This is a genomic window from Thauera sp. (genome assembly GCF_047601425.1).
GTDB lineage: Bacteria > Pseudomonadota > Gammaproteobacteria > Burkholderiales > Rhodocyclaceae > Thauera.
Genome location: NZ_JASGJL010000001.1, coordinates 635,280 through 658,462 on the forward strand (window position 1 = coordinate 635,280; position 23,183 = coordinate 658,462).

At 65.8% G+C, this 23,183-nt stretch carries 25 protein-coding genes and 1 pseudogene; 20 read left to right on the top strand and 6 right to left on the bottom strand.

Translation table 11 applies throughout. The features are described 5' to 3' along the window. The first annotated feature begins 3 nt into the window (after window positions 1-3). From rnc to uvrC, 9 genes and pseudogenes are all read left to right on the top strand, one after another. Complete coding sequence (gene rnc, locus QM748_RS03170) at window positions 4-675, top strand: ribonuclease III (protein WP_415245608.1); 672 nt, start codon at window positions 4-6, stop codon at window positions 673-675. Further along, the gene (era, locus tag QM748_RS03175) at window positions 672-1,589 is read left to right on the top strand and encodes a GTPase Era (protein WP_415245609.1); all 918 of its coding nucleotides are present in this window, start codon (window positions 672-674) and stop codon (window positions 1,587-1,589) included. The genes rnc and era overlap by 4 nt, the downstream gene beginning before the upstream one ends. Before the next feature lie 16 nt (window positions 1,590-1,605). Then, window positions 1,606-2,373: a DNA repair protein RecO gene (gene recO / locus QM748_RS03180; protein WP_415245610.1), complete on the top strand. Its 768-nt coding sequence runs from the start codon at window positions 1,606-1,608 to the stop codon at window positions 2,371-2,373. Further along, a complete protein-coding gene (locus tag QM748_RS03185; protein WP_415245611.1) occupies window positions 2,373-3,122 on the top strand; it encodes a pyridoxine 5'-phosphate synthase in 750 nt (249 codons plus the stop codon). The genes recO and QM748_RS03185 overlap by 1 nt, the downstream gene beginning before the upstream one ends. Window positions 3,123-3,136: 14 nt before the next feature. Continuing rightward, the gene (acpS, locus tag QM748_RS03190) at window positions 3,137-3,523 is read left to right on the top strand and encodes a holo-ACP synthase (RefSeq protein ID WP_415245612.1); all 387 of its coding nucleotides are present in this window, start codon (window positions 3,137-3,139) and stop codon (window positions 3,521-3,523) included. Window positions 3,524-3,636: 113 nt separating this feature from the next. After that, a pseudogene (locus QM748_RS03195) lies at window positions 3,637-3,843 on the top strand (DUF4172 domain-containing protein); the annotation flags it as partial. 115 nt (window positions 3,844-3,958) lie between these two features. After that, window positions 3,959-4,771, top strand: coding sequence for a Fic family protein (locus QM748_RS03200; RefSeq protein ID WP_415245613.1), 813 nt, complete (start codon window positions 3,959-3,961; stop codon window positions 4,769-4,771). A 13-nt stretch (window positions 4,772-4,784) separates the two neighbouring features. Continuing rightward, the gene (nagZ, locus tag QM748_RS03205) at window positions 4,785-5,930 is read left to right on the top strand and encodes a beta-N-acetylhexosaminidase (protein ID WP_415245614.1); all 1,146 of its coding nucleotides are present in this window, start codon (window positions 4,785-4,787) and stop codon (window positions 5,928-5,930) included. A 9-nt stretch (window positions 5,931-5,939) separates the two neighbouring features. Then, window positions 5,940-7,760 (top strand): excinuclease ABC subunit UvrC, encoded by a 1,821-nt coding sequence (uvrC, locus tag QM748_RS03210; RefSeq protein ID WP_415245615.1) that lies wholly within the window; start codon window positions 5,940-5,942, stop codon window positions 7,758-7,760. Between the two features lie 11 nt (window positions 7,761-7,771). On the opposite strand, the gene QM748_RS03215 is transcribed toward uvrC, so the two are convergent. Continuing rightward, window positions 7,772-8,209: a GatB/YqeY domain-containing protein gene (locus QM748_RS03215; protein WP_415245616.1), complete on the bottom strand. Its 438-nt coding sequence runs from the start codon at window positions 8,207-8,209 to the stop codon at window positions 7,772-7,774. Window positions 8,210-8,342: 133 nt separating this feature from the next. On the opposite strand from QM748_RS03215, the gene QM748_RS03220 reads away from it, so the two are divergent. Then, entirely contained in the window at window positions 8,343-9,260 is a 918-nt protein-coding gene (locus QM748_RS03220) for a YihY/virulence factor BrkB family protein (RefSeq protein ID WP_415245617.1), read from the top strand. Between the two features lie 58 nt (window positions 9,261-9,318). On the opposite strand, the gene QM748_RS03225 is transcribed toward QM748_RS03220, so the two are convergent. Beyond that, window positions 9,319-10,761: a putative nucleotidyltransferase substrate binding domain-containing protein gene (locus QM748_RS03225; protein ID WP_415245618.1), complete on the bottom strand. Its 1,443-nt coding sequence runs from the start codon at window positions 10,759-10,761 to the stop codon at window positions 9,319-9,321. Window positions 10,762-10,819: 58 nt separating this feature from the next. Further along, the gene (cobA, locus tag QM748_RS03230) at window positions 10,820-11,731 is read right to left on the bottom strand and encodes a uroporphyrinogen-III C-methyltransferase (RefSeq protein ID WP_415245619.1); all 912 of its coding nucleotides are present in this window, start codon (window positions 11,729-11,731) and stop codon (window positions 10,820-10,822) included. 224 nt (window positions 11,732-11,955) lie between these two features. On the opposite strand from cobA, the gene QM748_RS03235 reads away from it, so the two are divergent. From QM748_RS03235 to QM748_RS03280, 10 genes are all read left to right on the top strand, one after another. Beyond that, on the top strand, window positions 11,956-13,638 hold the full coding sequence (locus QM748_RS03235; RefSeq protein WP_415245620.1) for a cytochrome D1 domain-containing protein: 1,683 nt from the start codon (window positions 11,956-11,958) through the stop codon (window positions 13,636-13,638). Between the two features lie 107 nt (window positions 13,639-13,745). Continuing rightward, window positions 13,746-14,309, top strand: a complete 564-nt coding sequence (locus tag QM748_RS03240; RefSeq protein WP_415248009.1) for a NapC/NirT family cytochrome c — start codon at window positions 13,746-13,748, stop codon at window positions 14,307-14,309. A 67-nt stretch (window positions 14,310-14,376) separates the two neighbouring features. Then, window positions 14,377-15,252: an ethylbenzene dehydrogenase-related protein gene (locus tag QM748_RS03245; RefSeq protein WP_415245621.1), complete on the top strand. Its 876-nt coding sequence runs from the start codon at window positions 14,377-14,379 to the stop codon at window positions 15,250-15,252. Between the two features lie 106 nt (window positions 15,253-15,358). Next, window positions 15,359-15,691 carry a plastocyanin/azurin family copper-binding protein gene (locus tag QM748_RS03250; protein ID WP_415245622.1) on the top strand — a complete coding sequence of 111 codons (333 nt, stop codon included), beginning with the start codon at window positions 15,359-15,361 and terminating at the stop codon, window positions 15,689-15,691. A 105-nt stretch (window positions 15,692-15,796) separates the two neighbouring features. Further along, window positions 15,797-16,198 carry a c-type cytochrome gene (locus QM748_RS03255; protein WP_415245623.1) on the top strand — a complete coding sequence of 134 codons (402 nt, stop codon included), beginning with the start codon at window positions 15,797-15,799 and terminating at the stop codon, window positions 16,196-16,198. 40 nt (window positions 16,199-16,238) lie between these two features. After that, window positions 16,239-17,480 carry a cytochrome D1 domain-containing protein gene (locus QM748_RS03260; RefSeq protein WP_415245624.1) on the top strand — a complete coding sequence of 414 codons (1,242 nt, stop codon included), beginning with the start codon at window positions 16,239-16,241 and terminating at the stop codon, window positions 17,478-17,480. After that, window positions 17,480-18,511 carry an Lrp/AsnC family transcriptional regulator gene (locus QM748_RS03265; RefSeq protein WP_415245625.1) on the top strand — a complete coding sequence of 344 codons (1,032 nt, stop codon included), beginning with the start codon at window positions 17,480-17,482 and terminating at the stop codon, window positions 18,509-18,511. The genes QM748_RS03260 and QM748_RS03265 overlap by 1 nt, the downstream gene beginning before the upstream one ends. Continuing rightward, window positions 18,504-19,019, top strand: a complete 516-nt coding sequence (locus tag QM748_RS03270) for an Lrp/AsnC family transcriptional regulator (RefSeq protein WP_415245626.1) — start codon at window positions 18,504-18,506, stop codon at window positions 19,017-19,019. Before QM748_RS03265 ends, QM748_RS03270 begins: the two co-directional genes overlap by 8 nt. Before the next feature lie 5 nt (window positions 19,020-19,024). Then, window positions 19,025-19,585 (top strand): Lrp/AsnC family transcriptional regulator, encoded by a 561-nt coding sequence (locus tag QM748_RS03275; protein ID WP_415245627.1) that lies wholly within the window; start codon window positions 19,025-19,027, stop codon window positions 19,583-19,585. A gap of 238 nt (window positions 19,586-19,823) precedes the next feature. Further along, the gene (locus tag QM748_RS03280; RefSeq protein ID WP_415245628.1) at window positions 19,824-20,285 is read left to right on the top strand and encodes a hemerythrin domain-containing protein; all 462 of its coding nucleotides are present in this window, start codon (window positions 19,824-19,826) and stop codon (window positions 20,283-20,285) included. 12 nt (window positions 20,286-20,297) lie between these two features. Here the strand turns inward: QM748_RS03280 and QM748_RS03285 are convergent, their stop codons facing one another. Genes QM748_RS03285 through QM748_RS03295 form a run of 3 tightly spaced genes read right to left on the bottom strand, consistent with a single transcriptional unit; the run spans window position 20,298 to window position 23,171 of the window. Next, window positions 20,298-21,569, bottom strand: coding sequence for a DUF4857 domain-containing protein (locus QM748_RS03285; protein ID WP_415245629.1), 1,272 nt, complete (start codon window positions 21,567-21,569; stop codon window positions 20,298-20,300). Next, window positions 21,566-22,258, bottom strand: a complete 693-nt coding sequence (locus QM748_RS03290) for a hypothetical protein (RefSeq protein ID WP_415245630.1) — start codon at window positions 22,256-22,258, stop codon at window positions 21,566-21,568. The genes QM748_RS03285 and QM748_RS03290 overlap by 4 nt, the downstream gene beginning before the upstream one ends. Before the next feature lie 10 nt (window positions 22,259-22,268). Continuing rightward, the gene (locus tag QM748_RS03295; protein ID WP_415245631.1) at window positions 22,269-23,171 is read right to left on the bottom strand and encodes an ABC transporter ATP-binding protein; all 903 of its coding nucleotides are present in this window, start codon (window positions 23,169-23,171) and stop codon (window positions 22,269-22,271) included. Between the last annotated feature and the right edge of the window lie 12 nt (window positions 23,172-23,183).

A 23,183-nucleotide genomic window follows, 5' to 3' on the forward strand; every position in this document is an offset into this window, starting at 1 on the left:
CGCATGACGCTGGAAACCTTGCAGAACCGGCTGGGCCATCGTTTCGCCGACACCAGGCTGCTGACCGAGGCGCTGACGCACCGCAGCTTCGGCCAGCCCAACAACGAGCGCTTCGAGTTTCTCGGCGACAGCATCCTCAACTGCGTGATGTCGATGGCGCTGTTCGCCCGCTTCGAACAACTGCGCGAAGGCGAGCTGTCGCGGGTGCGCGCCTCGCTGGTGCGGCAGGACGCGCTTTACCGCATCGCACGCGAGCTCGATCTCGGCGACGCCCTGCGCCTCGGCGAAGGCGAGCTGAAGTCCGGCGGTGCCAGCCGGCCGTCGATCCTGGCCGATGCGCTCGAAGCGGTATTCGCCGCAGTGTTCCTCGACGGTGGCTTCGACGCTGCCAAAGCGGTCATCGACCGCCTGTACGTGCCGCTGCTGGCCGAAGTCGATCCGCGCCGGCCGAACAAGGATCCCAAGACGGCCTTGCAGGAATGGCTGCAGGCGCGCAAGGTTGCGCTGCCGAGCTACGTGATGGTGCAGGCGCTGGGCGATGCGCATGCGCAGGAATTCGAAGTGGCGTGCGAAGTACCGAAGTTCGGCGTCCGCACGCTTGGCCGCGGCCCCAGCCGCCGCATCGCGGAGCAGCAGTCGGCCGAGCTTGCACTGACAGCCTTGAGGGCGAAATGAACGAACAGCAACAGGACCAGCGACAGCAGGAGGGGGCCTTCCGCACGGGCTTCGTCGCCATCGTCGGCCGCCCCAATGTCGGCAAGTCGACCCTGCTGAACCGCCTGATCGGGCAGAAGATCAGCATCGTCTCGAGCAAGGCGCAGACCACCCGCCATCGCGTCACCGGCATCCTCACCGAAGCCGATGCGCAGTTCGTCTTCGTCGATACGCCGGGTTTCCAGACCCACCATCGCAATGCGCTGAACCGCTCGATGAACCGCACCGTGTCGCAGGTGCTGGCCGACGTCGACCTGGTGTTCTTCGTCATCGAGGCCGGCCGCTGCAGCGACGACGACCGCAAGGTGCTGTCGGTGATTCCCGAGGATTCCAAGGTGATCCTGGTCATCAACAAGGTCGACCAGTTGAAGGACAAGGCCCGCCTGCTGCCCTTCATCGACGAAGTGCGCCAGCTGCGCGACTTCATCGAGATCGTGCCGTTGTCGGCCGAGAAGGGCCGCAACGTCGACTCACTGATCAAGGCCGCCACGCCGCTGCTGCCGGCCGGTGCGCCGATGTACGAGGAAGACGAGATCACCGACCGCAGCGAGCGCTTCCTCGCCTCCGAATTCCTGCGCGAAAAGCTCTTCCGCCTGCTCGGCGACGAGCTGCCCTACGGCATCGCCGTCGAGATCGAGAAGTTCGAGGTCGAAGGCCGGCTGCGCCGCATCCATGCGGCGGTGATCGTCGACAAGCCGGGCCACAAGGCGATGGTGATCGGCCGCGGCGGCGAAAGGCTCAAGCGCATCTCGTCCGAGGCCCGCGTCGAGCTCGAGAAGCTGTTCGACGGCAAGGTTTTCCTCGAGGTCTGGGTCAAGGTCAAGAGCGGCTGGGCCGACGACGAGCGGGCGCTGAAGAGCCTCGGCTACGAGTAGCCGGTAGCATTCGCTGATGGCAGCCCCCAAGCAGCGTGTCGAGCAGCAGACGGCCTGGGTGCTGCACACCTATCCCTGGCGCGAGACCAGCCTGATCGTCGAAGTGTTTTCGCGCGACCACGGCCGCGTCGCGCTGGTTGCCAAGGGTGCGCGGCGGCCGCATTCGCAGCTGCGCGGCGTGCTGATGGCGTTCCAGCCGCTGCTGATGGACTGGTCGGGCGGCGGCGAGGTCAAGACCCTGGTGCGCGCCGAATGGCAGGGCGGCCAGCCGCTGCTGAGCGGGCGGGCGCTGATCTGCGGCTACTACCTCAACGAACTGCTGGTGCGCCTGACCGCGCGTGAAGACCCTCATCCGCGCCTGTTCGCGGCCTATGCCGAGGCGGTGCGCGCGCTGGGCCGCGGTGAGCCGGAATCGCCTCTCCTGCGCCGCTTCGAACTCGCGCTGCTGCAGGACCTCGGCTACGAGGCCGGCCTGGAGCACGAGGCCGACGGCGGCGAGGCGGTGCGGCCCGAGGGGCGCTACCTTTATATAATCGAACGCGGTCCGGTCCGGCTGGAAGTCCTCGAAGAGGAAATCCGCGACAGCGGCGGCGAAGGCGCTGCCGCCCTGGGCGAGCAGCCGCTGCTGTCCGGCCAGACCCTGCTCGACATGGCCGCCGACGACTTCTCCCGCGCAGAGACACTGGCCCAGTCCAAGCAGTTGCTGCGCATGCTGATCAACCACACCCTGGGCGGCCAGCCCTTGCAGTCGCGCCGGGTGCTGAAGGAATTGCAGGAGCTTTGATGATCGAACTCGGCGTCAACATCGACCACGTCGCCACGCTGCGCCAGGCGCGCCGCACCTGGGAGCCCGATCCGGTATGGGCGGGCGTCGAAGCCCACCTCGGCGGCGCGGACGGCATCACCATCCACCTGCGCGAAGACCGCCGCCACATCAACGACGACGACGTGCGCCGGCTGCGCGAGCTGACCCAGGTCAAGCTCAACCTGGAAATGGCGGCGACCGACGAGATGGTCGGCATCGCCTGCAGCACGAAACCCGAGATGGCGATGCTGGTGCCCGAAGGCCGCCACGAAGTCACCACCGAAGGCGGGCTGGACATCGTCAGCCAGGAAGCGCGGCTGAAGGACGTCATTGCCCGCCTGGCCGAAGCCGGCATCGTCACCAGCGTGTTCATCGATGCCGAGATCGAGCAGATCGAAGCCGCCGGGCGCATCGGCGCGCGCGTCTGCGAAATCCACACCGGCCCCTATGCCCACGCCTTCCATGCCGCCGGCCGCGATGCCGAGTCGCCGGCGGTGCTGGCCGAGCTTGCCAAGGTCCGCGAGGCCGGTGAAGCGGTGCGCCGGCTGGGCATGCGCTTCAACGCCGGCCATGCCCTCAACTACTACAACGTCGCTCCGATTGCCCGCCTGCACGGCATCCGCGAACTGCACATCGGTCATTCCATCGTCAGCCGCTCGGTCTTCGTCGGCCTGCGCCAGGCCGTGGCCGAGATGAAGCGGCTGATGCGCGAAGCCCAGGTGGCCTGAACGGGCAGGGCAGCGTGATCCACGGCATCGGCACCGACATCGCGCACGTGCAGCGCATGCGCGACGCGCTCGAACGCCACGGCGAACGCTTCGCGCTGCGCATCCTCGCTCCCTCCGAAGTCGAAGCCTGGCGTGCCCATCGCGACCCTGCGCGCTTCCTCACCAAGCGCTTCGCCGCCAAGGAAGCCTTCGGCAAGGCGCTCGGCACCGGCGTCGCCGTGCCCGCCACGCTGCACGCGGTCGCCGTTGCTCACGATGCGCTCGGCAAGCCCGGCTACCGCTACGACGAACGCCTCGCCACGCACATGCGCGACAAGGGTTTGCGTGCGCATCTGAGCATCAGCGACGAAGGTGATACGGTCGTGGCTTTTGCGGTCATCGAGGTTTCGAGCGGCGATTGAAGCATCGCACCATCTTTGCTGATGGATTCCATGCGGCGATTGTCTGTCTTATTCGCCGCGGATCATGCGGTGAATAGCTTGCTGCCGCAGGCCATCTTCGCCACAATCGCTGCATGAGCAACGGAGATTGGCTATACATCTGGCAGGCGAATGACTGGCCACAGTGGCGTTACGACTTGCCCGTGCTGGCGAATCGGCTGGCTGCAGTCAGCCGCAGCCAGGGCGTGCTGCTCGGCCGCCTGGCCGACGTCGGTGTCGGCCTGCGCGATCAGGCCAGCCTCGCTGCGCTGACGGAAGACGTGTTGCGGACGAGCGAGATCGAAGGGGAAGTCCTGAAGGCCGAGTCCGTACGCTCGTCCATTGCCCGCCGGCTCGGCGTCGATATCGGTGCACTTGCCCCTGTAGAACCGCCACGTCGAAGGTGTGGTCGAAACCGTGCTCGATGCGACCTTGCACTGCGAGGCGCCGATCACCGAGGAACGGCTTTTCGGTTGGCACGCTGCTTTGTTTCCTACCGGCTACAGCGGCTTGAGTCGAATTATGGTCGGCAGGTGGAGGGACGATGCCAAGGGGCCGATGCAGGTCGTTTCCGGGCCGCCCTATCGGCAGAAGGTACACTATGAAGCGCCGCCCGCTGCAAGCCTGCCGATGGAAATGGCACGCTTCCTGGCCTGGGCCAATGGCGACAGTGGCGAGCCCGTGCTCATAAAGGCAGGGCTGGCTCACCTCTGGTTCGTCACGCTGCACCCTTTCGACGACGGCAACGGCCGTATCGCCCGGGCGATCGGCGACCTTTTCCTGGCCCGCGCCGATGCCAGCCCACAGCGCTTCTACAGCCTGTCCGCGCAGATCCAGCGTTCACGGGGCGATTACTATGATGTGCTGGAACGCACGCAGAAAGGTGATCTGGAAGTCACCGAATGGCTGTGCTGGTTTCTCGATGCCTTGCAGCAGGCGGTCGATGATGCGCAGACTGAGCTCGACGCCGTGTTCTTCAAGGCCCGCTTCTGGCTTCGCTGGAGCTGCACGCCGATGAACGTGCGCCAGGTCAAGCTGCTCAACCGCCTGCTCGATGGTTTCGATGGCAAGCTCACCAGCCGTAAATGGGCGGCGATCGCGAAGTGTTCACCGGATACCGCACTGCGCGACATCAATGAACTGATCGCACAGGGCGTACTGTGCAAGACGGCGGACGGTGGGCGCAGTACGGCCTATGAACTGAACCGCAACGATACGCCTGCACCTTGATGAGGCATCCCCGATGACTTTTCCCGTTTCCCTTCCCCGTGGCCCCGTCATGATCGACGTCGCCGGCACCGCGTTGACCGATGAAGAGCGCGAGCGCCTGCGCGATCCGCTGGTCGGCGGGGTGATCCTGTTCGCGCGCAACTACACCGGTTCGGAGCAGTTGCGCGTGCTGACGGCCGACATCCGCGCGTTGCGTGATCCGGCGCTGATCATTGCCGTTGACCACGAAGGGGGCAGGGTACAGCGCTTCCGTTCGGATGGCTTCACCCGCTTGCCGTCGATGCGTTGCCTCGGTGCCTCGTGGGAGCAGGACCATACCGCCGCGCTCGATGCCGCGCGGGCTGCCGGTTTCGTGCTGGCGGCCGAGCTGCGTGCGCATGGCGTTGACCTCAGCTTCGCGCCGGTGCTCGATCTCGACTATGGTGCCTGCCGTGCCATCGGCTGCCGCGCTTTCCACCGTGATCCGCAGGCCGTCGCCGCGTTGGCGCAGGCGGTGGTTGCCGGCATGGCGCAGGCCGGCATGGGGGCGGTCGGCAAGCATTTTCCCGGCCACGGCTTCGTCGAGGCCGATTCGCACCATGAAGTGCCGGTGGATGAACGCGACTTCGGTACGCTCTGGAACGAAGACATCGTCCCTTACCGCCACCGTCTCGGCCGCCAGCTTGCCGGGGTGATGCCTGCCCACGTCATCTATCCGAACGCCGATCCCAGCCCGGAACCGCAGCCGGCCGGCTTTTCGCCGTTCTGGCTCAAGGACGTGCTGCGCACCCGGCTCGGCTTCCAGGGCGTGGTGTTCAGCGACGACCTGAACATGGAAGGCGCCCGCGTCGCCGGCGACATCGTCGGCCGCGCCAGGGCCGCCTACGAGGCCGGCTGTGACATGCTGCTCGTCTGCAACCGGCCCGACCTTGCCGCCGAACTGCTCGACCGCTGGGCGCCGCTGCCAGATGCGGAAAACCTTGCCCGGCTGGCGGCGGTCGTGCCGGCCGCTGCGGTCCCTGCATGGCTGGCCGATCCTTTTACGCTCGAACTGCATCCCACCTATGTGCAGGCGCGCCAGGCCGTGGCGGAGATTCAGGACGATGCCGGCACTGCGCCGGTGATGACCGCTGCAACCATCGGTGAGCAGCGCACCGAAATCCTGCGCAAGGATGGATAATCCAGGCGCATGACCGAGCCGACCCCGACCCCTTCTGCCTTCGACGCCAAGCCCTTCCTGCGTACCCTCACCGAGGAGCCGGGCGTCTATCGCATGATCGGCGCGGACGACAAGGTGCTCTACGTCGGCAAGGCCAAGAACCTCAAGCGCCGCGTCTCCAGCTACTTCCAGAAGACCCTCTCCAGCCCGCGCATCGCGATGATGGTGGCGCAGATCCAGCGCGTCGACGTCACTGCCACGCGCTCCGAGGCCGAAGCGCTGATCCTGGAAAACAACCTCATCAAGAGTCTGGCGCCGCGCTACAACATCCTGTTCCGTGACGACAAGACCTATCCCTACATCGAACTTTCGGCCGACGAATTCCCGCGCCTGGCCTACTACCGCGGGGCGCTCGCCAAGCGTGCGCGCTACTTCGGGCCTTTTCCCAATGCCTGGGCGGTGCGCGAAAGCATCCATCTGCTGCAGAAGACTTTCCAGTTGCGCACCTGTGAGGAGAGCGTCTTCGCCAACCGCTCGCGCCCCTGCCTGCTGCACCAGATCAAGCGCTGCACGGCCCCCTGCGTCGGCCTGATCGACGCCGAAGCCTATGCGGCCGACGTCAGGCTCGCCACCCGCTTTCTCGACGGCCAGACCAGCGAAGTCATCGACGACCTCACCGGGCGCATGCACGCCGCATCCGAGCGCCTGGCCTTCGAGGAAGCCGCGGCCTGCCGCGACCAGATCCGCATGCTGCAGGCGGTGCTGCACAAGCAGTTCGTCGATAGCCGCAAGGACGAGGACGTCGACATCCTCGCCGCGGTCGAGGAGGACGGGCTGACCTGTATCAACATCGCCATGGTGCGCGGCGGCCGCCATCTCGGCGACCGGCCGCAGTTTCCCAGCGGCGGCGCGTCGTCGGGCGCGGCCGACTGCCTGCTGGCCTTCGTCGAGCAGCACTACGGCCTGCATCCGATCCCGGCCCGGCTGCTGGTCAATCTGCCGCCGGAGCCGGTGCGCGAAGCGATGGCCGAGATCACCGACCGTCCGCCCGGCGTGGTGGCGCCGCGCTTCGCCGCGGAAAAGGCCTGGATGGAGATGGCCGAGAAGAACGCCCGGCTGACGATCCAGGCGCGTGCCCGCGACGCCGGCCGCATCGAGCAGCGCCTCGAAGCCCTGCGCGTGGCGCTCGGCATCGACGAAGCGCCGCAGCGCATCGAATGTTTCGACATCAGCCACACCATGGGCGAGGCCACGGTGGCGTCATGCGTGGTCTGCGAGGCCGGCGCGATGAAACGTGCCGAATACCGCCGCTACAGCATCAGCGGCATCACCCCGGGTGACGACTATGCCGCGATGCGCCAGGCGCTGGAGAAGCGCTACGGCAAGGTCGCGGCGGGAGAGGGGATCTGTCCCGACCTGATCCTGATCGACGGCGGCAAGGGCCAGGTCAGCGCCGCGCGCGAAACCCTGGCCGACATCGGCCTGGAATCGGTGGCGATGGTCGGCGTGGCGAAAGGCGAGGGCCGCAAGGCCGGCCTGGAGACGCTGATCTTCCCCGACGGCCGCGAAGGCCTCGCGCTGGGCGGCGAGTCGGCGGCGCTGCACCTGATCGTCGAGATCCGCGACGAAGCCCACCGCTTCGCCATCACCGGCCACCGTGCGGCACGCAGCAAGGCGCGCATCGGCTCGAAACTGGAAGACATCCCCGGCGTCGGTCCTTCGCGCCGCCGCAACCTGCTCGCCGCTTTCGGCGGCCTGGACGGCGTGCGCGAGGCCACGGTGGAAGACCTGTGCCGCGTGGATGGCGTCAGCCGCAAGCTGGCCGAGCAGATCCACGCCGCACTGCACTGAGCGGGGACGGTTCAGCCCAGCGCTTCCTTCACCCAGGCGTTGGCCTGCTTGGCGTCGAAGCCGGTGCCGAACTTCGCTTTCAGCGCGCCCATCACCACGCCCATCTGCTTGGGCGAGCGCTCGGCGAGGCCGGCGATGGTGTCGGCGATGAAGGCCTTCACGTCTTCCTCGCTCGCCATCGGCGGCAGGTAGGCGGTCAGGATGGCGGATTCCTGCTCGAGTACCGCACGGCGCTCGGCGTCCTGGATCACGCCGAGCGCTTCCTGGTTGTTCTTCAGGAACTTGCGGATGGTCTGCTGAACCTCGTCGTCGGTGCTTTCGCGGTTGCCCGCGTTCTTGCCGACCATCTCGGCCTCGCCGATCAGGGTGCTCAGCAGGGTGGCGCGGACCTTGTCGGCGGCTTTGCGTGCGAGCAGGGAGTCTTTCTTCAGTTGGGCCAGCAGGCTCATCGGGGGCTCCGGGAACGATGTGTGTGGAAACGAAGGACAGAAGTTTACCGCAGTCGATGTGTGCCCAAGGCTTGCTTCCACCTGCTGCGATGCGCTAAATGGTCCCCATGCTCAACTTGATGGAATTCCCCCGATGAAGGCATGGATGCAGTACTGGGTCGATGTGGCGAAAACCACGGTGCGCGTGTGGCTGGAGGCACAGGTGTTCGTGCATGCAGCAGCACTGGCGTTCTTCACCGTGTTTTCGGTGGCGCCAGTGATGATCGTGGCGGTGAGCATCGTCGGTCTGGTACTGGGGGAGCGCGCGGCGCAGGGCGAGATCGTGCAGCAGCTTCAGGCGGCGATTGGTGTCGAGGCGGCGACCGCGGTGCAGACCGCGGTGGAGAACAGCCGCATCCAGCACAGCGGCCTGCTGCCGACCATCGCCGGCTTCGGTGCGATGATCTTCGGTGCGACGACGGTGTTCGCGCAGATGCAGGGTGCGCTGAACGCGATCTGGAGCGTGGCGCCGCGGCCCACGCGCAGCGGCATCGTCAATTACGTGAAGACGCGCCTGCTGTCGCTGACCGTGGTGCTGGCGATCGGCTTCGTGCTGCTGGTGTCGCTGGCGCTGAGCGTGGCGATGCGGACGGTGGTGGCCTTTGCGCAGGACTGGCTGCCGGTGCCCGGCTTCGTGCTGCTGGGGCTGGACTGGACGGTGTCGCTGGTCGTCATCACCTTGCTGTTCGGCGCCATCTTCCGCGTGCTGCCGGACGTGGTGCTGAGCTGGCGCGACGTCTGGCTGGGGGCGCTGGTGACGGCGCTGCTGTTCGTGCTGGGGCGATCGCTGATCGCGTTGTACCTGTCGACCACCGCCACCGCGTCGTCCTATGGCGCGGCGGGTTCGCTGGTGCTGCTGCTGATGTGGGTGAATTACTCGTCGCTGATCCTGCTGCTGGGCGCCGCCTTCACCCGCGCGACGATAGAGGCGAGCGGGCGCTGCATCGTGCCGCGGGCGACGGCGGTATGCGTGGTGCGGGCGCCCGTGCAGGATGCCGACCCGGTGGTCTGAAGAGGCGCCGCCTTCCGGCGGCACTGCCATGTAGGCGCGACTGCGGTCCGCCCCCAGCTCAGTTGCGCAGCAGATGCAGGCGGAAGTGGTGCTTGACGAAGTCCTGGAAGCGGGCCACCTGCTCGAGCGCCAGCCGCAGTTCCCCCTGCTGCATGGTGTTGAGGTTTTCCAGGGCGACGAAGTTGCTGGGCTCGGCGCCGGCGCGCAGGGCGTCAACCTGGCCGCGCAGGCGCGTCGTCACCAGGAAGTCGAAGCTCGCGATCAGGTTGCGGGCATCCTGCGGGTTGATCACGTTGGCGGCGACCAGCATCTCGATGCGGTCATGGGTGCTGCCCTCGAGCTTGCGTGCTTCCATCGCCAGTACCTTGACGCCGTCGGTGATGGCGAAGATGCCGGCCTTCTTGACGTCGAGCCTGCCGCGATTGGGACCGTCCTTTTCCAGCTTGATCTTGCCGAACCAGCCCAGCGGCGGCACGAAGTGGGTCATGTTCTGCGCCATGCGCATCAGGAAGCCCTGGTCGGTACTCAGTACCGAGAAGGCATGGTCCCTGAGCGATTTCACCAGGTCCTCGCGGCCGTACAGCGCGCGCAGATCCATGAACATGCTGCCGGTCATGACGTTTTCCGGCTTCGGCGTCGTCAGCCAGCGGTTGAGCTCTTCCTTCCAGCCGGACAGGCTGCGCCGCCATTCCGGGTTGCGCGCCATGATGCCGCCCTTGCAGGCGGGGACGCCGATCGAGATCAGCGCGCCGATGAGGTCGTGCGAGAAGGCTTCCAGGCGCGAGACGTCGGCGGGAGGCAGATCGTCGGCGTAGATGATGGCGTTGTCCTGGTCGGTGGTCAGGGTCTGCTCGCCGCGCCCTTCGCTGCCCATGACAACGAAGGCGAAGTCTTCGGTGAGGTCGGCGTAGCGTTCGGCGCGCAGCAGGCCGATGAGGCGGATCAGTACCTGGTCGTTGAGGTGGGCGATCAGCTTGACCATGTCGCGGATCGGCACGCCGGTGCCCGACAGGTGCAGCACCAGCGCCTGGATGCGGTGATGCAGCATGCGCAGGTCATCGAGGGAAGCGGCTTTCTCGATGTCGAGCACGAGCTGGTGCGGCGAATGCGACTGCAGGCGCAGGATGTCGGTGTCGGTGATGATGCCGGCCAGCGCGCCGTGCTCATCGACCACCACCAGGCGGTGGATCTTCAGCCGCGACATGCGGTACAGCGCTTCGTACAGCATGTCGTCCTCGCCGATCGTGGCCAGCGGCGAGTGCATGACGTCGCGTACTGCCAGTTCGGCCGGCGAGAGGCCGAGGGCGACGACCTTGTTGCGCAGATCGCGGTCGGTGAAGATGCCCACCGGCAGGCCGTCGCCGGCCACCACCATGCTCGAGATGTTGCGTTCGCGCATCACGGCGACGGCCGATACCAGACTGTCGCCCGCGCTGCAGGTCATGACCTGGCGCTGGCAGAAATCTCTTACGGGACGGAAAAACTGGTTCTCTTCGGCCATGGGCGCTATCCGCGGATCAGGTCATGAAACGTGGATTATACCCATGGCCCGAGTACAGTCATTGCATTGCAGCAATGCTTTGTCCAGCCAGGGTACAGGCGGACTGGAGCGTGCCCTGGCCGATGGCGACGACATCGCCGATGACGATCAGCGCCGGCGGGCGAAGGCCGGCTTCGACGACGGCTTCCGGCAGCTTGCCGAGCGTGCTGTAGACCTCCCGCTGCTCGGCAGTGGTGGCGCCGTGGATGACTGCCGCGGGTGTGCCGGCCGGCAGGCCGTGGACGATCAATTCGCGGCAGATGATGTCCAGCGCGCCCAGGCCCATGTAGATGACCACGGTCTGCTTCGGGCGCGCGAGCGCTTCCCAGTCGAGATCGACGGTGTCGTCCTTCAGGTGCCCGGTGGCGAAAACCAGCGTCTGTGCATGCTCGCGGTGGGTCAGCGGGATGCCGGTGGTCGCGCCCGCACCGGCTGCGGCGGTGATGCCGGGAACGATTTCGCACTGCAGGCCGGCGGCCTGCACGGCCTGCATTTCCTCGCCGCCGCGGCCGAAGATGAAGGGGTCCCCGCCCTTGAGCCTGACCACGCGCAGCCCTTCGCTTGCCAGTTCGACCAGCAGGCGGTTGATCTCGTGCTGGGGCAGGGCGTGGTTGCCGGCTTCCTTGCCGGCATAGACGCGCCGCGCCGTCGGCGGGATCAGCTTGAGCACGGCCTGGCCGACGAGGTGGTCGTAGACCACGGCTTCGGCCGACTCGATCAGGCGTGCGGCTTTCAGAGTCAGCAATTCGGGGTCGCCCGGACCTGCGCCCACCAGATATACACAGCCGCGCATGGAGGCATCGTGCTCGTCTTCCATCTGCGGTGCCAGCGCACCGGGCCGGCCGGGCGTTTCGTAGCCGCCCGGCTGGCGGGCGGATGCGGCCTGAACGGATGGAAAGGGGATCGCTGGGGCGAAGGTGGCTGCGCGCATGGACGACTCCGGCTTGTACAGGGGATCGGAAACCGCGTGTACGCGCGGCCTCGACATTCGATTTTGCTTATTCACTCAACGGTTTGGCGCTGTCGAGCGTGTGACGGCACTTTATCCGTACAAGGCGTAGGGAAAATTAACTCAAATCAAGGATCGGGGAGCGCATGCAATTCGATACTGGCGCCGCAGTGTTACTTCGACGTCCCGTGCTTAAGGAGAGGGCAATGCACAACAAGAGCTGGATTGGAAAAACCCTGGCGCTGGCGATTCTGCCGATGGCGCTGGGAAGCGCATGGGCGCAGACGGCGCCGAAAATGACGCCGGAAGAAATGGAGCAGGCGAAGCAGATCTATTTCGAGCGCTGTGCGGGTTGCCATGGCGTGCTGCGCAAGGGCGCCACTGGCAAGAACCTGGAGCCGCACTGGAACAAGACGCTGGCGGACGGCACCAAGATGGAAGGCGGCACGCTGAAGCTGGGCACCGACCGTCTGGAAAAGATCATCGCCTATGGTACCGAAGGCGGCATGGTCAACTACGATGACATCCTGACGCCTGAAGAAATCAACCTGATGGCGCGCTACATCCAGAACGAGCCGCCGATTCCGCCCGAGTTCTCGCTCAAGGACATGAAGGAAAGCTGGAAGCTCATCGTTCCGGTCAACCAGCGTCCGAAGAAGCAGCTGAACAAGGTCAACCTGAACAACGTGTTCGCGATCACCCTGCGCGACGCGGGCAAGCTGGCCCTGGTCGATGGCGACACCCACAAGATCTGGAAGATCCTTGACACCGGCTACGCGGTGCACATCTCGCGCCTGTCGGCTTCGGGCCGCTATGTGTATACCGTCGGCCGCGACGGCCTGACCACCATCATCGACATGTGGTACGAAGAGCCCACCACCGTCGCCACGGTGCGCCTGGGTTCGGACGCCCGCTCGGTCGATACCTCCAAGTTCAAGGGCTACGAAGACAAGTACCTGATCGGCGGTACCTACTGGCCGCCCCAGTACTCGATCATGGATGGCGAGACGCTCGAACCGATCAAGGTCGTCTCGACCCGCGGCCAGACGGTGGATGGCGACTACCACCCCGAGCCGCGCGTGGCCTCCATCGTCGCTTCGCTGCAGAAGCCCGAGTGGGTGGTCAACGTCAAGGAAACCGGCATGATCATGCTGGTGGACTACAGCGACATCAAGAACCTGAAGTCGACGACCATCGAATCCGCCAAGTTCCTGCATGACGGCGGCTGGGATGCCTCGGGCCGCTACTTCATGGTGGCTGCCAACGCGTCGAACAAGGTTGCGGCGGTCGATACCAAGACCGGCAAGCTGGCCGCGCTGGTCGACACCGCGAAGATTCCGCACCCGGGCCGCGGCGCCAACTTCGTCCATCCGCAGTACGGTCCGGTGTGGTCGACCGGCCACCTCGGCGACGAAGTCGTGTCGCTGATCTCGACGGCGTCCGACGATCCCAAGTTCGCCAAGTACAAGGAGCACAACTGGAAGGTCGTGCAGGAACTGAAGATGCCGGGCGCGGGCAACCTGTTCGTCAAGACGCATCCGAAGTCCAAGCACTTCTGGGCCGATGCGCCGATGAACCCCGAGCGCGAGGTCGCCGAGTCGGTGTATGTGTTCGACATGAACGACCTGACCAAGCAGCCGGTGCAGCTCAACGTCGCCAAGGATTCCGGCCTGCCGGAAAGCAAGGCGATCCGCCGCGCGGTGCAGCCCGAGTACAACCAGGCGGGCGACGAAGTGTGGATCTCGCTGTGGGGCGGCAAGACCGACCAGTCGGCAATCGTCATCTATGACGACAAGACGCTGAAGGTGAAGAAGGTCATCACCGATCCCGAAGTCGTCACGCCGACCGGCAAGTTCAACGTCTATAACACGATGCACGACGTCTATTGATCGCCTAGCCGATCATTGACCCGAATCCCCGCGCTTCGGCGCGGGGACTCAAGGGGAGTCCCATGACAGATCGAGACAGCTCCAAACAAGAAGATTCCGGCGGCCTGATGGCCCGCCTGCGCCGGCCCTCCACGAAGTACTCGCTGGGCGGCCTTTTGTCTGTCGGCATTCTGCTCGGCGTGCTTTTCTGGGGCGGCTTCAACACCGTGCTGGAAGCCACCAACACCGAATCCTTCTGCATTTCGTGCCACGAGATGGAGGAGAACGTCTACCAGGAATACAAAGAGACCATCCACTACAACAACCGCACCGGTGTGCGTGCGACCTGTCCGGATTGCCATGTGCCCAAGGACTGGACGCACAAGATGATCCGCAAGATCCAGGCCTCGCGCGAAGTGTGGGGCAAGCTCACCGGCAGCATTTCCACGCCCGAGAAGTTCGAAGCCAAGCGCCTGACGCTGGCACGCAGCGAATGGGCGCGGATGAAGGCCGCCGACTCGCGCGAATGCCGCAACTGCCACGGTTTCGAGAGCATGGATCCCGAGAAGCAGAAGCAGCGCGCCCGCAAGCAGCACGAGATGGCCATCGAGGACAAGATGACCTGCATCGACTGCCACAAGGGCATCGCCCACCACAAGCCCGAGGGCATGACCGACGAAGACGAGGAGTGATCCGGCAAGCGCCTGCGATGCAGGCGCCCGGCTTTCTTCCCGACCCATCCACAGTGAGGAAACGAACATGAAGAAGACGATGATCGCAGCCGCTGTCGGCACCGTTCTCGCCCTTGGCACCGGATCGGCGCTGGCCGCGGCGCCCGACTGGGGCAAGGTCGAGGCCAAGGACATCACGCTGTTCTATCCCGGCGTGTCGCCGCTGGAATGGATCCAGAAGGGCAGCGCCCACGGCGGCGCGCGTGCGCTGAAGAAGGGCGAGACCTGTGCCGACTGCCACCATGAAGAAACGGCCGACATGGGCAAGAAGATCGCCAGCGGACAGAAGATCGAACCCAGCCCGATCGCCGGCAAGGCTGCCTTCATCCCGGTGAAGGTGCAGGCCGCGCACGATGCCGACAACCTCTATCTGCGCTTCTCCTGGAAGCAGCCCGCAGCCTCGGGCGCAGCCAAGATGGACGACAAGAACCCGGTCAAGATCGCGTTCATGCTCGAATCCGGCGGCAAGGTGGAGCTGGCTGACCAGGCCGGTTGCTGGGCCACCTGCCACACCGACTCGCGCACCATGCCGGACGCGGCCGATACCAAGACCAAGTACGTCAAGGGCGCGTCGCTGGCCGAGGGCAAGTTCTACGACCTTTACCAGTGGCGCAGCGGAGAGAAGAAGGGCTTCGATGGCCATGTCGCCGACACCCGCGTGATGGAAGGCGGCAGCGCACTGGTCAGCGCCGAAGGCAAGCAGGACGGCGACAACTGGACGGTGGTGTTCACCCGCAAGCTGGCTGCCGGCGGGAAGGGCGACGTTGCGCTCGAGGCGGGCAAGACCTACAACTTCGGTTTCGCCATCCACGACGACAGCGCAGCCGGCCGTTTCCACCATGTGTCGCTGGGCTACAAGCTCGGCATCGACACCAAGGCCGACATCACTGCCGCCAAGCAGTAAACTCGGGCAGCTGCGTGCGGCAGCGATGCCGCACGCCTGGCAAGAAGACGGGAATCCGTGCGTGTGCACGGGTTCCCGTCATGCGTTTTCCGGACGGGAGGGAAGCATGAAGACGGAGTGTATTGCCCGGTACCTGCGTGCGGGTCTGCTGGCTGGGCTGCTGGCCGCCGGCAGTGCGTGGGCGGCCGAGCACGAGGTTCGCATCGTCCAGTACACCTACACGCCTGCCGAACTCACGATCAAGGCCGGCGACTCGGTGACCTGGTTCAACGACGAGAAGCGCGTCAGCCATTCGGTACTGTTCAGAGGAAGCGGAGAGGAATCCGAGCGCTTCTTCCCCGGCGAGCGCTGGTCGCGCAAGTTCGAGCAGCCCGGCAGATACGAATACACCTGCGGCCCGCATCCGGAAATGAAGGGACTCATCGTCGTCGAACCCTGATTCCCGTCCGCCAAGACCGTGGCGGTGTCAGGGTTGATTCGAGTCAAGGTATCTCTGCGCCGCCGGCGCCATCCTTCACGCACTGCCCCGCCAACGGAATGCGTGATGAGAATCCCACCCCTGTTCGCTCATGTCGCCGTCTTCATCGGCGCCGCGCTGGTCGCAGCGTTTGCTTCGGCATCGGCGCAGGAAATGCAAGCGGCCGGAGCCGCACCCCGGCCGGCCGCACCCGAGTCCCAGCGTGCGCGCGAACTGATCCACATCGTGCGCCAGGATTGTGGCTCCTGTCATGGCTTGACCCTGGCAGGTGGCCTCGGTCCGGCGCTGACACCGGAGGAACTGGCCGACAAGCCTTTCGAAGGCCTCGTCGCCACCGTCTTCAGCGGCCGGCCGGGCACGCCGATGCCGCCCTTCCACAGCATCGTCAGCGAGGCCGAGGCCGAATGGATCGTCGATCAGCTGATGCGCGGCTTCCCGCCCGACCAGGGCCTGCCGCCCGTGCGCTGATCCGCAAGCCAAGCATTCAATCTGCAACCGGAGTCTTCCGATGTCCTCGCAAAGCACGGTCCGTCTCGCGCCACCCTTCCTGTGGGCAGTGATCCTGCCGGCGATCGTCTGGCTGCTGTCCGCCTGCTCCACGGTTTCATCCGGCACCACGTCGGGCGCCGCCGCGTCGGACACCGCGCTGCGCGGCACCGGCGATCTGGGCGTGGTCATCGAGCGTGCCGACGGGCGGGTCAAGATCGTCGAGACCAGCGGCCGCTCGGTGCTCGCCACGGTCGAAGGCCTGGGCGACCTGTCGCATGCCTCGGTGGTGTTCTCGCGCGACGCGCGCTACGCCTTCGTGTTCGGCCGCGACGGCGGCTTGACCAAGGTCGATCTGCTGCAGGCGAAGATCGTCGGCCGTGTGCTGCAGGCGGGCAACTCGATCGGCGGCTCGATCTCCCACGACGGCCGCCTGATCGTCGCCCAGAACTACACGCCAGGCGGGGTGAAGGCCTTCGACGCCGACACCCTCGAACTGCTCGCCGAAGTGCCGGCGATCACCGAAGGCGGCCTGCGCTCCAAGGTCGTCGGCTTGGCCGACCTGACTGGCAGGCGCTTCATCTATTCGCTGTTCGAGGCGGGCGAGATCTGGATCACCGACTTCTCCGACCCGAAGAACCCCCAGACGCAGCGCTTTGCCGGCGGCAATCAGCCCTACGACGCGCTGGTGACGCCCAACGGCCGCCACTACATCGCCGGCCTGTTCGGCGAGGATGGCCTGGCGATGCTCGACCTGTGGAACCCGGAGCAGGGCAGCCGCAAGATCCTCGCCGGCTACGGCAAGGGCGAGGAGCCGCTGCCGGTGTTCAAGATGCCCCACCTGCGTGGCTGGTCGGTGGCGGGCGATCGCGCCTGGTTGCCGGCCATCGGCCGCCACGAGGTGCTGGTGGTCGATACCAGGACCTGGCAGGAAGTGGCCCGCGTGCCGGTGCGCAGCCAGCCGGTGTTCGTCATGGCGCGCCCCGACGGCCGCGAGATCTGGGTCAATTTCGCCTTCCCCGACAATGGCTGGGTGCAGGTCATCGACACCGTCAGCGGCAAGGTGACGCACACGCTGCAGCCGGGGCGCGGCATCCTGCACATGGAGTTCCTGTCCAAGGGGCACGAAGTCTGGCTGTCGGCACGCGACGACAACAAGGTCGTCATCTACGACACCGCCACCAAGCAGCAGATCGGCGGCTTCGATTCCGCCAGCCCGAGCGGCATTTTCTTCACCACGCGCGCCGCGCGGACGGGCTTCTGATGCCGCGCGCCATCACTCTGCCAGGCGCGGTCGATGCGACCGCCTTCCGCCTGCTCAACGAATGGCAGCGCGGCTTCCCGTGCGAGCTGCAACCCTTCGCCCGCATCGGCGAAAGCGTGGGGCTGGACGAAACCGAGGTGATCGCGGCCTACCGCCGCCTGATCGGCGAGGGTGTGGTGAGCCGCGTCGGTGCGGTGTTTGCGCCGCGCCGGCTGGGCGCCAGCGCCCTGGCCGCGCTGGCGGCGCCGCCAGCGCAGCTCGAAACCGTCGCCGCCCGAGTCAGCCGCGAAGCGGCGATCAACCACAACTACCAGCGCGAACACCACTACAACCTGTGGTTCGTCGTCACCGCCGCATCGGAGCAGCATCTGCACGAGGTGGTGGAAGGCATCGAGCGCGACACCGGCTGCGCCGTCATCGTGCTGCCGCTGGAAGAGGAATACCACATCGACCTCGGCTTCGATCTCGGCGCCGAAGGGCAGCGGCGGGCAGCCTGCCATTCCGCCGGCTCGGCACCGCCGGCCGCGGCCCGTACGCTGTCCGACATCGAGCGCAGGCTCGCCACCGTGCTGCAGGCCGGGCTGCCCTTGGCTCCGCGTCCTTATGCCGTGCTGGCCGAGCAGGCCGGGATCGCCGAGCACATGGCGATCGAACTGATCGAAGGCTGGCTCGCCGACGGCCTGGTCCGCCGCCTGGGTGTGGTGGTACGCCACCATGAGCTCGGTCTGGGCGCCAACGCGATGTGCGTGTGGGACATCCCGGACGAGCAAGTCAGCGAACTGGGCCGCCGCCTGGCGCGCGAGCCGGCGGTGACGCTGTGCTACCGCCGCCGCCGGGTGCTGCCGGGCTGGTCCTACAACCTGTTCTGCATGATCCACGGCCATGCGCGTGACGAAGTGCTCGCTGCCCGCGATGACATCGCCGCCCGCTTGGGCCTGGATGCGGCACCGCACGACGTGCTGTTCAGCTGCCGCCGCTTCAAGCAGACCGGCGCGCGCTATCTGCCCGAGAAGGAAGCGGCCCATGTCTGAACAGGTCCTTGCCGTTGCTTCGGATGCCTCCAGAAGCCGCCGTGGCGTGGCCGCTGCGCGCGAACCCGACGCGATCGATCGCCGCCTGATCAATGCGCTGCAGGGCGATTTCCCACTGACCGCAACGCCTTTCGCCGACGTCGCTGCCACGCTCGGGCTGGCTGAAACCGAGGTCATCGCCCGCATCCGCTCGATGCTGGACGACCGCGTGCTGACCCGCTTCGGGCCGATGTTCCAGATCGAACGCATGGGCGGCGCTTTCTGCCTGGCGGCGATGGCCGTGCCGGAGGCGGAGTGGGGCGCGGTAGTCGAGGCGGTCAATGCCTTTGCCGAAGTCGCGCACAACTATCGGCGTGAACACCGCCTGAACATGTGGTTCGTGCTAGCCACCGAGCGGCCGGAGGGAATCTCCGACGTGGCCCGGCGTATCGAGGCTGTCACCGGCCTGCAGGTGCGCCTGTTCCCGAAGGAGCGCGAATACTTCGTCGAGATGAAGCTGGAGGCCTGAGGACGATGCACAAGCGTAGGCCCAAAGCTGTTGCCGCTGCTGCCATTCCGTCCGCTGATCCAGTGCCGGAGGCTGCGCCGCTGGACGACCTCGACCGCCGCATCGTCCTCGCCACTCAGGACGGCCTGCCGCTGGCGGCGCGACCCTATGCGGTGCTGGCCGGGCAGATCGGCTGCGACGAGGAAACGCTGCGCGCGCGCCTGGCAAACATGCTGGAAAGCGGCCGCATCCGCCGCATCGGCGTGGTGCCCAACCATTACGCCATCGGCTACACAGCCAACGGCATGAGCGTGTGGAACATCGACGACGCGGTGATCGATGCCGTCGGCGAGCGCGTTGGCGCGCTCGAATTCGTCACCCACTGCTATCGCCGTCCGCGCCACCTGCCGGACTGGCCCTACAACCTGTTCGCGATGGTGCACGCCGCCTCGCGCGATGCGGCGCTGGTGCGCGTGGCCGAGATCGCCGCCCTGCTCGAACGGGAATTCCGCGGCGCCTGCAAGGGGCGCGACGTGCTGTTCTCGGCGGGAATCCTCAAGAAGACCGGGTTGCGGATCGGCGCTTGAGCGGCGGGCCTCGCATGGGGCGGGAAATGATTTCCATGCTCCGTGTAAATGCGATGCCGACGCCAGCGTGAAGCAAAAATTTGCTACATCATATTGCGCGAGGAATCTTTCCGAGAAGTGGATTTGATGCCACCATCAACAGTGGAAATGACGTGATGTGCGAGTAGGCCGCTCCCGGCGATGCCATATGCGCGCGGGGGCGTTCGTTGGCAGTCTCAACTCTGAAGGAGGAGCGACCATGACCGACAACATCTATGAAGCCCTGCGCGAAAGCCATGAAATCCAGCGCTCGCTGTGCCGCAAGCTGCTGCGCAGCAAGGCCGGCGATCCGCGGCGCAAGGAACTCTTCGAAGAACTGCGCATCGAGCTGGCCGCACATGCCGCTGCCGAGGAGCGTTTCCTCTATGCCCCGATCCTGATGGACGACATGGGCCTGTCGCCTTCGCGCCATGCGCTGGCCGAGCACCACGAGATCGATGAATGCATCGAGACCCTCGAGAAGCTGGACATCGACGGCGATGCGTGGATCGAGCACGCGAAGAAGCTTTCCGAGGAAGTGCACCACCACCTTCGGGAAGAAGAGAAGAAATTCTTCCAGGTGTCCGGGAAAATCCTCACCGATACGCAGAAAAGCCGCCTGGCCACCAAGTACCGCCACGACTATGCACGCATGCATCAGTCGCTGGAGGCTGGTGCCTGACGCGACGCTCAGTCATGCTGGCAAGTCTGGATGCCGATGCACCAGTGGCCCCGAAACTGCCAGCGTGATTGCGCCGAACCAGCCGGTGAACAGGACGAACAACAGATTCAGCCCATGCGGCAGATGGCCGTGACGTCGCCGGCACCAAAGGATATGGGCGCATAGCGCGGCGGCGATGCCTGCCAGCGTCACCCACCAGCGTGCGCCGAAGGTGCTGAAGTACAGCTGGTGCTGGGTGCGTTCGTCGATCTGGAATTCGAGCTTGAAGGGAAACAGGAAGCCCATGACCGTGGCGCGCAGGGTCCGTTTGCCGGCGTCGGCGTCGCCTTCATGCCAGGTGTGGCGCAGCAGGGGTTCGAGCTGCCGGCCGGCGAGGACGAATTGCCGGACTCCGGTCTCATGCCCGGTGTGGGAAAACTCCCAGTGCAAGGGGGTTTCCTCGACGGAAAGGGATTCGGTCGCGGGCTTGTGGCCGTCCAGCGGCAGGCGCTGCGGCGCGTGGTTTGCCCAATCCAGGAACAGGACCTGATCCGGCAGCGTGACGATGCCGTGGTATTCGCGGCTGGGCAGCTGCAGCACGCGGATGGCAAGCACGGATGGCGGCAGCACGGTACCGGTGCGCAGCACCCGGGGAGTACCGTGGACCTGCCAGAGATGGAAGACGCGCCCTTCGGCATCCACCAGCAGGGCGCCGTTGTCGTAGGCTTTCTGCGTGCTGGCATTGTCGGCGACCAGCCTGGCCGGGTGCGTGAAACCTGCTTCGGCCAGGGCCAGGCTGTAGCGCTGGCTCTTGGCCTCGTCGATGCGGTTCGACGCAGCGTCGATGAACTCGATGCGATCCGCCATGCGGAACATGTCGGGCGGCGTCTGCAGGCCCTTGGCGCCCGGCATCGATTCCATCAGCGTGTAGAGCGGAAAATCGGGCTTGTCCAGCTGGCGCGGCATCAGCCGCATGCGGGTGCCGTGCCTTGCGGCCGCCTCGGGGTCGAAGCGCCAGCCGGCAACTTCTGCGGGCAACTGGCCCAGCCTTTCCAGCTCGCGGAGATGGGCGAAGGGCAGCGCCGCGCGCATTTCGTCCTCGCTCAGCGGATTGCCCTGCTCGTCGCTCCAGGACCAGTTGCCGCTGCGGTAATGCTTGAATATCAGGCGCTGCTGGCCTGCGCTGTAGGCGATGAGGACGGTTTCGTAATCCCGCGGAAACACCTGCCCGACGTAGCCGGGCAGCAGTTTTGCCAGCGCGAGCACGGATAGGACCGCCAGTGCCAGACGTGAAATCAGGATCATGACCTGCCTCTCTTGACGCGGTCGAGCACGTTGCCGATGGCGGCGAACCAGAGCATGGCGATGAGGCCGAACCACGGCAGGCCGTCGATGTGGCTGCCATAGCCGCGGCCGTCGACCAGCGCCAGCACGAATACCGCGGCGATGCCTGCATGCCACAGCCGCCGCATGACCGAGGTTTCGATGAAGATCAGCGCGGTGGCGGCATAAGCGACGAAACCCGCCAGGCACCAGGGGGCGAGCGTGAGGAGCGACAGCCTGGCGGCTTCGACAGGCATGAACAGGCTGGTGATGCCGGCCTGGGCAAGGCAGAGGATGCCGACCAGCAGCGACAGCAGGCCGGCGCCCAGGCCGAGGATGAGGAAGAGTGCCTTGTGTTCGTTGACCGGCAGGTGGAAGAACAGCCGCAGCCGCCGGTTGCGGCATTCGGGCGCGAACTGGATGGCGGCCAGCCATACGCCGGAGAACAGCGGCAGGTAGCGCATCGTCTCGAAAGGCATGTGAGAGCGGAAGATCACCGCATGCCACAAGGCCTGTCCGCCATTGGCCGATTTCATGCCGTGCATGTCGTAGAACGAATTGCCCAGCGCGATCAGCAGCAGCGCAAGGGGCAGCAGCCCAAGGTAGCGCAGCTTGATCCATTCCTTGTACAGCAGACCCCGCATGGCCATCACTGCATGTGTCTTTTTCATGGTCCCGGGCTCAGTATTTTCCGGTCAGGCTCAGGAAGGCATCCTCGAAGCTCAGCGGGATTTCCTGCCATTCTTCCGGCATGACACCTTTCTGCAGCATGGCCTGGCGCACCTGATCCTCGTCGCGGAAGGAGCAGACGATGCTGTGCCTGCCGATATGCTCGACGCTGGTCAATACATCCGTCTTTTCCAGCTGGTCGGACTGCGGGGAGCGCCGGAAACGCCATTGCCTGAGCGATTCGAAGAAACGGCCCCGATCTGCCGAATACAGCAGGCTGCCGTTCTGGATGATGAACATGTGGTCGATCAGGCGCTCGAGGTCCTGCACCACGTGCGAGGTCAGCAGGATCGTCGTGCCGTACTCCTCCGCATAGGCGTGCAGGTAGTCCAGCAACAGCCGGCGGTAGCCGGCGTCCAGGCCCATCGAATAGTCGTCCAGGATCATCAGCTCGGGCAGCTGCGCCATGACCAGCGCCAGGCACACCTGCGAACGCTGCCCGAACGAAAGCTTCGACAGCCGCCGGCTGGATGGCACCGGCAGCTTCTGCACCAGTTGCGTGAACACCTGGGGCTGCCAGTGGGGGTAGAAATGGCGATAGAACTTCTCCAGCTCCGCGATCGTCATGAAGTCGTGCTGGGTGAAGCCCTCATGCAGCAGCCCGATCCTGCGCCGCGTCTCGGGCCGCAGCCGGTGGCTGGGATCGCCCAGCACCCGGCAGCTGCCGCCAGACGGCTCCAGGAAACCCATCAGGATGTTGATCGTGGTGGTTTTCCCGGCGCCGTTCTTGCCCAGCAGGCCGTGGATGCCGCCCTTGCGGACCTGGAAGGACAGGCCGTTCAGCACCTGTTTCCCGGCGTAGCTGTGGCGGAGCCGATCGCATTCGATCAGCGCCGGCGCGGACTGTGTCTGCATCGGACTCGTCGA

What these genes read in the sequence shown, in the direction of transcription:
- QM748_RS03295 (WP_415245631.1), bottom strand. Translation starts at nt 23,171, where the DNA reads ATGCAGACACAGTCCGCGCCGGCGCTGATCGAATGCGATCGGCTCCGC.
- QM748_RS03255 (WP_415245623.1), top strand. Translation starts at nt 15,797, where the DNA reads ATGAGAATCCCACCCCTGTTCGCTCATGTCGCCGTCTTCATCGGCGCC.
- QM748_RS03215 (WP_415245616.1), bottom strand. Translation starts at nt 8,209, where the DNA reads ATGAGCCTGCTGGCCCAACTGAAGAAAGACTCCCTGCTCGCACGCAAA.
- QM748_RS03260 (WP_415245624.1), top strand. Translation starts at nt 16,239, where the DNA reads ATGTCCTCGCAAAGCACGGTCCGTCTCGCGCCACCCTTCCTGTGGGCA.
- QM748_RS03265 (WP_415245625.1), top strand. Translation starts at nt 17,480, where the DNA reads ATGCCGCGCGCCATCACTCTGCCAGGCGCGGTCGATGCGACCGCCTTC.
- QM748_RS03225 (WP_415245618.1), bottom strand. Translation starts at nt 10,761, where the DNA reads ATGGCCGAAGAGAACCAGTTTTTCCGTCCCGTAAGAGATTTCTGCCAG.
- rnc (WP_415245608.1), top strand. Translation starts at nt 4, where the DNA reads ATGACGCTGGAAACCTTGCAGAACCGGCTGGGCCATCGTTTCGCCGAC.
- uvrC (WP_415245615.1), top strand. Translation starts at nt 5,940, where the DNA reads ATGACCGAGCCGACCCCGACCCCTTCTGCCTTCGACGCCAAGCCCTTC.
- era (WP_415245609.1), top strand. Translation starts at nt 672, where the DNA reads ATGAACGAACAGCAACAGGACCAGCGACAGCAGGAGGGGGCCTTCCGC.
- QM748_RS03245 (WP_415245621.1), top strand. Translation starts at nt 14,377, where the DNA reads ATGAAGAAGACGATGATCGCAGCCGCTGTCGGCACCGTTCTCGCCCTT.
- nagZ (WP_415245614.1), top strand. Translation starts at nt 4,785, where the DNA reads ATGACTTTTCCCGTTTCCCTTCCCCGTGGCCCCGTCATGATCGACGTC.
- QM748_RS03275 (WP_415245627.1), top strand. Translation starts at nt 19,025, where the DNA reads ATGCACAAGCGTAGGCCCAAAGCTGTTGCCGCTGCTGCCATTCCGTCC.
- QM748_RS03270 (WP_415245626.1), top strand. Translation starts at nt 18,504, where the DNA reads ATGTCTGAACAGGTCCTTGCCGTTGCTTCGGATGCCTCCAGAAGCCGC.
- QM748_RS03280 (WP_415245628.1), top strand. Translation starts at nt 19,824, where the DNA reads ATGACCGACAACATCTATGAAGCCCTGCGCGAAAGCCATGAAATCCAG.
- QM748_RS03285 (WP_415245629.1), bottom strand. Translation starts at nt 21,569, where the DNA reads ATGATCCTGATTTCACGTCTGGCACTGGCGGTCCTATCCGTGCTCGCG.
- QM748_RS03240 (WP_415248009.1), top strand. Translation starts at nt 13,746, where the DNA reads ATGGCCCGCCTGCGCCGGCCCTCCACGAAGTACTCGCTGGGCGGCCTT.
- QM748_RS03185 (WP_415245611.1), top strand. Translation starts at nt 2,373, where the DNA reads ATGATCGAACTCGGCGTCAACATCGACCACGTCGCCACGCTGCGCCAG.
- recO (WP_415245610.1), top strand. Translation starts at nt 1,606, where the DNA reads ATGGCAGCCCCCAAGCAGCGTGTCGAGCAGCAGACGGCCTGGGTGCTG.
- QM748_RS03235 (WP_415245620.1), top strand. Translation starts at nt 11,956, where the DNA reads ATGCACAACAAGAGCTGGATTGGAAAAACCCTGGCGCTGGCGATTCTG.
- QM748_RS03220 (WP_415245617.1), top strand. Translation starts at nt 8,343, where the DNA reads ATGAAGGCATGGATGCAGTACTGGGTCGATGTGGCGAAAACCACGGTG.
- cobA (WP_415245619.1), bottom strand. Translation starts at nt 11,731, where the DNA reads ATGCGCGCAGCCACCTTCGCCCCAGCGATCCCCTTTCCATCCGTTCAG.
- QM748_RS03250 (WP_415245622.1), top strand. Translation starts at nt 15,359, where the DNA reads ATGAAGACGGAGTGTATTGCCCGGTACCTGCGTGCGGGTCTGCTGGCT.
- QM748_RS03290 (WP_415245630.1), bottom strand. Translation starts at nt 22,258, where the DNA reads ATGAAAAAGACACATGCAGTGATGGCCATGCGGGGTCTGCTGTACAAG.